This is a genomic window from Psychrilyobacter sp. (assembly GCF_049671765.1).
Taxonomy (GTDB): Bacteria; Fusobacteriota; Fusobacteriia; order Fusobacteriales; family Fusobacteriaceae; genus Psychrilyobacter.
Genome location: NZ_JBATVM010000025.1, coordinates 1 through 9,069, shown reverse-complemented (window position 1 = coordinate 9,069; position 9,069 = coordinate 1). Strand labels below are relative to the sequence as shown.

General features: G+C 26.5%; 7 protein-coding genes and 1 CRISPR repeat array. All 7 genes read left to right on the top strand.

Annotated elements, in window-relative coordinates:
• Positions 1 to 1,260 (top strand): type I CRISPR-associated protein Cas8a1/Csx8 (gene cas8a1 / locus WBG30_RS01235; RefSeq protein ID WP_424502822.1); only part of this gene is annotated, 1,260 nt, incomplete at its 5' end.
• Complete coding sequence (gene cas7i, locus WBG30_RS01230) at positions 1,257 to 2,168, top strand: type I-B CRISPR-associated protein Cas7/Cst2/DevR (RefSeq protein ID WP_424502823.1); 912 nt, start codon at positions 1,257 to 1,259, stop codon at positions 2,166 to 2,168. The genes cas8a1 and cas7i, both read left to right, overlap by 4 nt.
• Positions 2,169 to 2,170: 2 nt before the next feature.
• On the top strand, positions 2,171 to 3,268 hold the full coding sequence (gene cas5, locus WBG30_RS01225; RefSeq protein ID WP_424502821.1) for a CRISPR-associated protein Cas5: 1,098 nt from the start codon (positions 2,171 to 2,173) through the stop codon (positions 3,266 to 3,268).
• Positions 3,269 to 3,322: 54 nt separating this feature from the next.
• Complete coding sequence (gene cas3 / locus WBG30_RS01220) at positions 3,323 to 5,575, top strand: CRISPR-associated helicase Cas3' (protein WP_424502820.1); 2,253 nt, start codon at positions 3,323 to 3,325, stop codon at positions 5,573 to 5,575.
• An 18-nt stretch (positions 5,576 to 5,593) separates the two neighbouring features.
• Positions 5,594 to 6,082, top strand: coding sequence for a CRISPR-associated protein Cas4 (cas4, locus tag WBG30_RS01215; protein ID WP_424502819.1), 489 nt, complete (start codon positions 5,594 to 5,596; stop codon positions 6,080 to 6,082).
• Positions 6,083 to 6,093: 11 nt separating this feature from the next.
• Positions 6,094 to 7,086: a type I-B CRISPR-associated endonuclease Cas1b gene (gene cas1b, locus WBG30_RS01210; RefSeq protein WP_424502818.1), complete on the top strand. Its 993-nt coding sequence runs from the start codon at positions 6,094 to 6,096 to the stop codon at positions 7,084 to 7,086.
• A gap of 8 nt (positions 7,087 to 7,094) precedes the next feature.
• Positions 7,095 to 7,373 carry a CRISPR-associated endonuclease Cas2 gene (gene cas2, locus WBG30_RS01205; protein ID WP_424502817.1) on the top strand — a complete coding sequence of 93 codons (279 nt, stop codon included), beginning with the start codon at positions 7,095 to 7,097 and terminating at the stop codon, positions 7,371 to 7,373.
• Between the two features lie 186 nt (positions 7,374 to 7,559).
• Positions 7,560 to 9,035: direct repeats of the CRISPR family, unit length 30 nt; unit sequence ATCTTAATCTAACTAATATGGAATGTAAAT.
• Positions 9,036 to 9,069 lie beyond the last annotated feature (34 nt).

The window sequence follows — 9,069 nt, the reverse complement described above, 5'->3', positions numbered from 1 at the left end:
GAACAAGTATTTAAAGATGAGATGCACCATACACAACTAAAAAAAATCTTTGGAAGAAGTGAATTTAGTGATAACGAGATAAAATTTATCAAAGAAAAATTAAGTGGAAATACAATAATGAAAAATAAATTTAAAGGGATCACCCATGAAAATCTTGAAGAAGCTAAAACAATATTAGATGTTAAAGAGAATAGATTAGAAATTATTGAAAATACATTTAAAAATGGTATTAGCCAGTATAGAAACTTTTGTAATCCAAATGCTATTTTTAGTGAAGGAAATAAATCTTGTAGAATTAATGGATATTCTGTAGATATGCCTAAAAAAGGGAAATCAGCAAGTTATATGCAAGATATAAATACATTTGTATATAAAGATACTTTAGAATATGATTTCATTCCATTTGCATTTACCATAACCTATGATGCTTACTTTATAAATAATAACTATTCAAATGATAGTTTGATCTCTGCATTTAATAATTTGGAAGATGAACAAAATAAAAGATTTGAAAATGAGAAAAATGAGAAAAAGAGGCAAAATAAATTTTATAGAGGTGCTCTATTTGAATCAATAGATACCAACAAATCATTTCTTGATTATGATGTAGAAGTTATTAGTAAAAATAGAGATAATGATTATTTTGAAAGTTTATATGTTAGAGATCAGAGTATTGAGATCTTTAAATTAATGAGTAAAAATGGAATTAAAATTGGTGGATTATTTAAAGTAAATGATAAATTTTATATTGATTTGGAAAAAGAAATTACTAATGGAGTTTTAAATCTGACAAATTTTGATGATTTAATATTAAAATTATTAAAACACGATAGAGGAGTGAAAAATTTAATAAAGGCTAATCGTCTCATCTATAAAACTATTATTGATATGGAGGATAGTGATAAGAAAATGGAAAAACAAAGAAATAAATATATAAATGAATTGGGAGGGAAAGAGATGTCAAAAAACTATAACAATGCTATAGGTTGTGGAATAGCGGTTAAAAAAAGTATAAAAGAAAAAAATAAGATTAGGTCATATAAAAATAAATTAATAACTGCTATATCATTTAAAGACTATAATCAATTTAATTTAATACTTATGAAACTATCTGATTATTCAGGGGTGGGGTTTGCATTTGCAATTGATTTATTTAAGGATTTTGAAGGGAATATAAATCTAGCATATTCATTTATAAATGCTTTGAATGAATACAATGAAGAGGGAAAGACAACTAAAAAAACTCAGGGGGAGAAATAATGAAAAGAGCTCTAACATTAACTGTGGTAGCACATATGACATCAAACTATGGTGAGGGATTAGGAAATATAGCAAGTGTACAAAAGATTTTTAAAGATGGGAAAACTTATGCTATGAGATCAAGAGAGAGTTTAAAGTATTCATTGATGACTCAAAGTGGAATGTATAAAGATTTAAGAGCAGTTTCAAATGGTGCTACTCAAAAATTAGTAGATGAAGAAAACAATGTTTCAAATGTTAGAGCCTTAGAGGGTGGATATATGAATACAGCGGTAAAAATTGGAAAAGAAACTTTAACTAAAGTTAGAAAAAGTTCATTTTATCTAACTGATGCAATATCAGTAGAACCATTGACAGTAAATGGAAGATTTCATAACAACTTAGGGTTAGCAACTGCATTTGCTAATGATAAATCACATGAGAAAGAGTTGAATGTTCAAAATGATGCTAAGGAAGTTGGATTAATGCCTTACCAATATGAATATGATAAAGGGTTAAAAATTTATAGTTTTACAATTGATTTAGATATGGTTGGAAAAGATGAAAACTTTAAAGTAGAAGCTTCTACTGAGGAAAAAGCAAAAAGAGTAGAGATGTTACTTGAAGGAATCGAAAATTTAAGTTTGATAGTTAAAGGAAACTTAGATAATGCAGAACCATTATTTATAGTAGGAGGATTGTCTAATAGGATGACTCATTATTTTGAAAATGTAGTAAGAGTAAAAGAAAATAAACTTCAAATAACTGAAGATTTTGTAGAAAGGGTAAACTCTGGTTATAAGGCAGGTTTATTAAATGGAAAAAATCTTGATAATGAAGAGGAAATCAAGGAGAAATTAAATTCTGTAAGTATGCTAAAGTTCTTTAATGATTTAAAAAAAGATATTAAAGCTAACTATGGTATATAGCCATGAGAGTTTTAAAGATAAAAATAAAACAAAACCAAGCTCATTATAGAAAAGAGGAAACACAAAGAAATAAGATGACCTATCCATTGCCTCCTTTTTCTACAGTAATTGGAGCAATACACCTAGCTTGTGGATTTACAACATATCATCCTATGAACCTTAGTATCCAAGGAAGTTATCAAAGTCTTTATAAAAGACCATATACAGATTATTGCTTCTTAAATTCAATAATGGATGATAGAGGTATCTTAGTGAAATTCCCAAATGGAAATTTATTTTCTAGTGGATATACAAAGGTTGCTTCTACCTTGAAATCACAAGGGAATAGTTTTAGAAAAAATATAACTATAGATATCCATGATCAAAATTTATTAGATGAATATAATAGTATAAAAGATTTAGGAGAGAAATTAGATAATTTTAATAAGGTTAGACTTACTAAGTTTAAGAATATGTGTAAACTTAGAAAGAAAAATGTAACTGCTAAGAAAAAGAAGTTTGATAAAAAATCAGATGGATTTAAAAAATTAGGAGATAGAGAAAAGGAAGTTAAAACTCTTGAAAAATTTGTTTTGGATAAGTTTAAAGAGTTTAAAGAAAATAAGATAACTAATGAGTTAAATAACTATGCTTGCTTAGTTACTTCATTAAAATACTATGAAATTTTAACCAATGTAGAGTTAGTTATCCATGTTCAATGTGAGGATGAGAGTGATTTAGAAGTAATTAGAGATAATATATATAATCTTAGAGCTATTGGTAGAAGTGAAGATTTTGTAGAAGTGACTGATTGTGAGATTGTGGAGTTAGTAGAGGTAGAAGAGAGAATTATTTCTAGATATTCGGCTTATTTAAATGTTGAAACTTTAAAAGAAAGAAAAATCATTTTAGGTGTAGAAATAAAGGGAACAAAATATAAATTAAATAAAAACTACGTTTTAGAGGGTAAGAAACGAATATTTGAGCGACCCAAAGTATTATATACTTCAAATTATAGTACGAAAAAAAAGGGTGGAGTTTTAATTGATATATCAGAATATAATGAAGAAAAATACTATAAAACAGGTATAGAAACAAGGTATATAGTAAATTTAATATAAGGTGAAAACAAAATAATTTAATCAATATGGAGTTCAAAAGATAAAAGGAGGATTATGTTAGATTTAAAAAACTATTTAGCTAAGCCTAATGAATCAATAAGAGAACATACGGATAATTTATTAAGAGATTTGAAAAAATTAAAAGATCTTGGATATATAAAAGATAAAAAATTATATGAGCTAGCGAAAGAATCCTGTGAATATCATGATTATGGAAAAGTTAATAAATATTTTCAAAAAAGAATTAATGCGAGTAAGAATGGAAAAAAGATAAAATTTGATGAAGATATAGAAATAGGACATAATATTTTATCTACGTTATTTATAGATGAAGATGAATTTGAGTCATATGAAGAATATCTTATTGTATATAATGCTGTTTTGAATCATCATTCTAGAATAAATAATATAGATTTTTTATCACAATTAAGTGACAGAAATCCTGTATTAAGAGAGAATTTAGATGTATTTCAAAATGAAATTTTTGGAATATGTGATGACCTTCAAGAGTTGAGAGAGTTAAAAGATACGAAAAATTTTATTTTAGTTAAAGGACTCCTACACCGTTGTGATTACTCTGCTAGTAGTAGAGGAGATGGAGACGAGGATTTAGAAGTTGAATATCCTAATGATTTTTTACTCGAAAAGCTAGATAACTTTATGAATAAAAAAAATTATGAATTAAATGATCTACAAGAATTTTGTAGAGTTAACTCAAATAAAAATATTATTGGAATAGCCCAAACTGGAATGGGTAAAACAGAGGCAGGATTGTATTGGATAGGTAACAATAAGGGATTCTTTATACTACCGTTAAAAACAGCAATAAACGCTATCTATGAGCGTTGTAAGGAGCATTTCACTGAGGAAGGGAAAACAACCAAACAACTTGGATTACTTCATGGAGATAATTTAGCTTATTATATAAAACAATCTAAAGATGGAACAAGAGAAACTACAAAAAATAATGATGAAAAAATGTTTACTTATCATAGGGAAACAAAAAAATACTCTCAGCCATTAAATATTTCAACTCCCGATCAATTATTTGACTTTGTATTTAAATATGATGGCTATGAGTTTAAAGTAACTATTTTATCTTATTCAAAATTAGTAATTGACGAGATACAGATGTATTCACCAGATGTGTTAGCTTATTTAATCAATGGATTGAAAATGGTTTCAGATTTAGGTGGGAAGTTTTGTATATTAACTGCTACTTTTGCTCCCTTTGTAAAGGATTTATTTGAAGCTTCAGGGATAAAAATAGATGAATATAAAGAGTTTGTAAATGAGAAGGAGAGACATTTTGTAGAAGTAAGGGAAGAGGAGCTAAACATAGAACTAATCAAAGAAAACTACCTTGAGAAAAAGGGGAAGGTTTTAGTAGTATGTAACACTATTAAAAAGGCTCAAGAAGTATACGATGAATTAAAAATTTTAGTGGATGTTAATTTGTTTCACAGTAGGTATATCAAAGTAGATAGAAGAGATAAAGAGGATGAAATACTTAGATTTGCAGAAAATTCAGAAAATAGAGAAAATACTAATGATGGAATTTGGATTGCTACTCAAGTTGTAGAAGCAAGTTTAGATATTGATTTTGATTACTTATATACTGAACTATCTGATATAAATGGATTATTCCAAAGATTTGGAAGATGTAATAGAAGTGGGAGAAAGATAAACCTTGCAGAGCCAAATTGTTTTGTATTTACTGAGATAAATCCTAGATTGATTGGTGGAATGATACATGAGGAGATATATAATCTTTCTAAAGAGGCACTATTAGAATTCTTTAAAGAACCAAAGATTATAAATGAAAGAGAAAAAATAGATATGATCAATAAATACTTTACAACAGAAAATCTAAGAAGAGGAGAAAATTCTGAATATTTAAGAGATTTTAACTACTCCATGGATAAATTAAAACATTTAGCTGTTGGCAGTGTGGGAAAAAATGATGCTCAAAAAATGTTTAGAGATATTCATAATTACAATATTATTCCAAAAGATGTTTATGTTAATAAAAAAATTATAATAGAAGAAAATTTGAAAAAAATTGAAATTTCTAAAAATTATAGCGAGAGAATAAAGAGTAAAGAATCAATTAAAGATTTGAGCGTTTCAATACCTAGTTATGCATTTGATAAAAGGGACTGTATAGAAATAAAGTTAGATAGATATACGAGCTTATATATTGCAGAGATAGAATACAATAAAAATGAGGGTCTTAAATTTGAAAAGAAAACTAGAGAGAAGTATAAAAAGGATGATGAGGATCAAGATAATAGTACTTTTTTATAATTTTTAAGGGGGAATCCTATGAAAGTTACTGGAGTTATGTTTTATTATTATTATGTTTGCCATAGAAAATTGTGGCTTTTCTCAAAAGATATTACTTTTGAGAAGGAAAATGAAAATGTTATGCTTGGGAAATTATTAGATGAAAACTCCTATAAAAAAGATAAAAAACATATTATGATTGATGAAACTATAAATATAGATTTTATTCGTGATTGGAAGGTACTTCACGAGATTAAAAAAAGTAGGAGTATAGAGGAAGCTAGTTTATGGCAAGTAAAGTACTATCTTTATTTTTTGAAAAGTAGAGGAATAGAGGTAGAAAAGGGAGTATTAGATTTCCCTAAATTAAAAAAAATAGAAGAAGTTTACCTAAGTGACGAAGATATTGTAAAGGTAAAAGAAATTCTAAAGGATATAGAAAAGATTGTTAATTTAAATGATGCTCCTAATTTAATCAATTCAAAAATATGTAAAAAATGTGCTTATTATGAATATTGCTATATTTAATGGAGGTTTTTATGAATGAGACATACTATTTATTTTCAAATGGAGATCTAAAAAGAAAAGACAATGTTATAAGGCTTACAACACCAGATAAAAAATTTAAAGATATTAAAATAGAAACCACAAAAGATATTTATTTATTTGGAGAAATTTCTTTGAATACTAAGTGCTTAAATTATCTGGGACAATTAGGAATTAGTCTACATATTTTTAATTACTATGGATTTTATACCGGAAGTTTTTATCCAAAAGAATCAAATATTTCAGGGAGATTATTAGTAAATCAAGTTAAATTTTATGAAGATTTAGACGAAAGAGTTCACCTTGCTAAGAAATTTATTGAGGGAGCTAGTCATAATATCAAAAGAAATTTGGCTTATTATAAAAGAAGGGGAAAAGAAGTCGGTGAACAGTTAGTGGAAATAAAACATCTTGATACGCTTCTTGAAAATTGCATGAGAGTAGAAGAAGTAATGGGAATTGAGGGGAACATTAGAAAACAATATTATAAAGCTTGGAATATTATCGTGGATCAAAAAATTGATTTTGTAAAAAGAGTAAAGCGACCCCCAGATAATATGATTAATACTTTAATTTCATTTATTAATACTTTGATTTATACAACTTGCTTAGGTGAAATATATAAAACACAGCTTAATCCAACTATTAGTTATCTTCATGTGCCTGGAACACGTAGGTTTTCACTATGTTTAGATTTAGCAGAAATTTTTAAACCATTGATTGCCGACAGGATGATATTTTCACTTTTAAATAAAAATATAATTACAGAAAAAGATTTCTCTCAAGGTTCTAATTTTTATTATCTAGGAGACAAAGGAAAGAAGAAAATACTTATGGAATTTGATAAAAGAATGAACAAAACAATAAAACATAAGGATTTAGGAAGGGAAGTTAGTTACCGTCATTTAATTAAATTAGAATGCTATAAATTAATAAAACACCTTATGAATGATAAAAAATATGAACCATTTAAAATTTGGTGGTAGGAGGGAATATGTACATAATTTTGACTTATGATATAAAATTAGATGATAAGGGAGCTAAAGTTTGGAGACATGTCTTTAAAATTTGTAAAAAATATTTGACCCATATTCAAAACTCAGTATTTGAAGGAGAACTCACAAAACCATTATTAGAAAAACTACGTCTAGAATTAAAAGAATTCATTAGATCTGATAAAGATTCTTTGATTGTCTTTGAAAGTAAAGCAGAAAGATATACAAAGAAACATTTTTGGGGAATAGAAGATGATAAAACGTCTAATTTTTTTTAATGTCGACCTATGATTTGTATAAAACTGTAGGAGTACGACAGATTTACTCTAGTAGTTGAAAAATATAGAAAAATAGAAGATTATCAATTTTTATTTTTCTATTTTCCTCTTATTTTTCTAAAAAAAACAACTATCGACAAATTAAGTGTCTTTAGGCTATAATAAATAGGGATAAAAAAAATACCTATCTTAATCTAACTAATATGGAATGTAAATGTAGCTTTAAATTCTTGTGGCAAATTTGGATCTTCATCTTAATCTAACTAATATGGAATGTAAATTGAGTTATAGTGAAAATTGATTCTACTCCATCCCATCTTAATCTAACTAATATGGAATGTAAATGTTTGTGATGATAGCATAGTTTCTGATTCTGTAAAATCTTAATCTAACTAATATGGAATGTAAATAGTTTTTCTATATTTTTTAATGTTTGGTTATTGATTGATCTTAATCTAACTAATATGGAATGTAAATACCGCTAATTAAATCTTGGGAGCTGATAAGATGTTGATCTTAATCTAACTAATATGGAATGTAAATGGAGGCAGGAATACCTATTAAAAAAATAAAACAAATCTTAATCTAACTAATATGGAATGTAAATATTGTACAATAAATCTTCTAAAAATCTTTTTTTTGCATCTTAATCTAACTAATATGGAATGTAAATTATATATAAAAAAACATCTCTTTGATATAATACTACATCTTAATCTAACTAATATGGAATGTAAATTAGCCGATAGTTAAAACACTGCTAGGGCAAAAATAATCTTAATCTAACTAATATGGAATGTAAATACCATAAATTTTATAGAATATAAAACATTAGGAATAAATCTTAATCTAACTAATATGGAATGTAAATAACTCTACTGTTATTATTCCTTTTGTATCAAGACTTGATCTTAATCTAACTAATATGGAATGTAAATAGGTATACCGCTGTCATTTAAGAACCATTCACCCCTATCTTAATCTAACTAATATGGAATGTAAATACAGCTCAGAGCTAAATTTTTACAAACTATTACAAAGATCTTAATCTAACTAATATGGAATGTAAATGTTGCTCTCTACTACGACATACTTTTCAATCACTGTATCTTAATCTAACTAATATGGAATGTAAATTGAACTTCAGTTACAAATCCGTTAGTATGTTCTTTAGATCTTAATCTAACTAATATGGAATGTAAATTTTGAATGGCTGTAAGATATTATCATCTCATTAGAATCTTAATCTAACTAATATGGAATGTAAATTTTATTTGAGGTCTTTCATATTCTCCACTATAACATCTTAATCTAACTAATATGGAATGTAAATATTATCATAGTTGATGAAAATCAAAACATTGAGGAAGATCTTAATCTAACTAATATGGAATGTAAATTTTTCTAATTTGTATCCATTCTTGTTTTATTTGTCCATCTTAATCTAACTAATATGGAATGTAAATAATCAAATTAGGGGGCTTTAAAAATAAGTAGGAGGATCTTAATCTAACTAATATGGAATGTAAATTCTTTTTGTTTTTCTAACATCAATTCTCTTTCAAAATCTTAATCTAACTAATATGGAATGTAAATCAAGAAACGAATCAGGGCTAAAACCATTAGCGATAAATCTTAATCTAACTAATATGGAATGTAAATGAAGAAAAAGGCATAAAAATTGTAGGGAGTGTAT

Bases quoted from the DNA above. Each gene is read 5' to 3' on its own strand.
- cas3 (WP_424502820.1), top strand. From the start codon at position 3,323: ATGTTAGATTTAAAAAACTATTTAGCTAAGCCTAATGAATCAATAAGA.
- cas1b (WP_424502818.1), top strand. From the start codon at position 6,094: ATGAATGAGACATACTATTTATTTTCAAATGGAGATCTAAAAAGAAAA.
- cas5 (WP_424502821.1), top strand. From the start codon at position 2,171: ATGAGAGTTTTAAAGATAAAAATAAAACAAAACCAAGCTCATTATAGA.
- cas4 (WP_424502819.1), top strand. From the start codon at position 5,594: ATGAAAGTTACTGGAGTTATGTTTTATTATTATTATGTTTGCCATAGA.
- cas2 (WP_424502817.1), top strand. From the start codon at position 7,095: ATGTACATAATTTTGACTTATGATATAAAATTAGATGATAAGGGAGCT.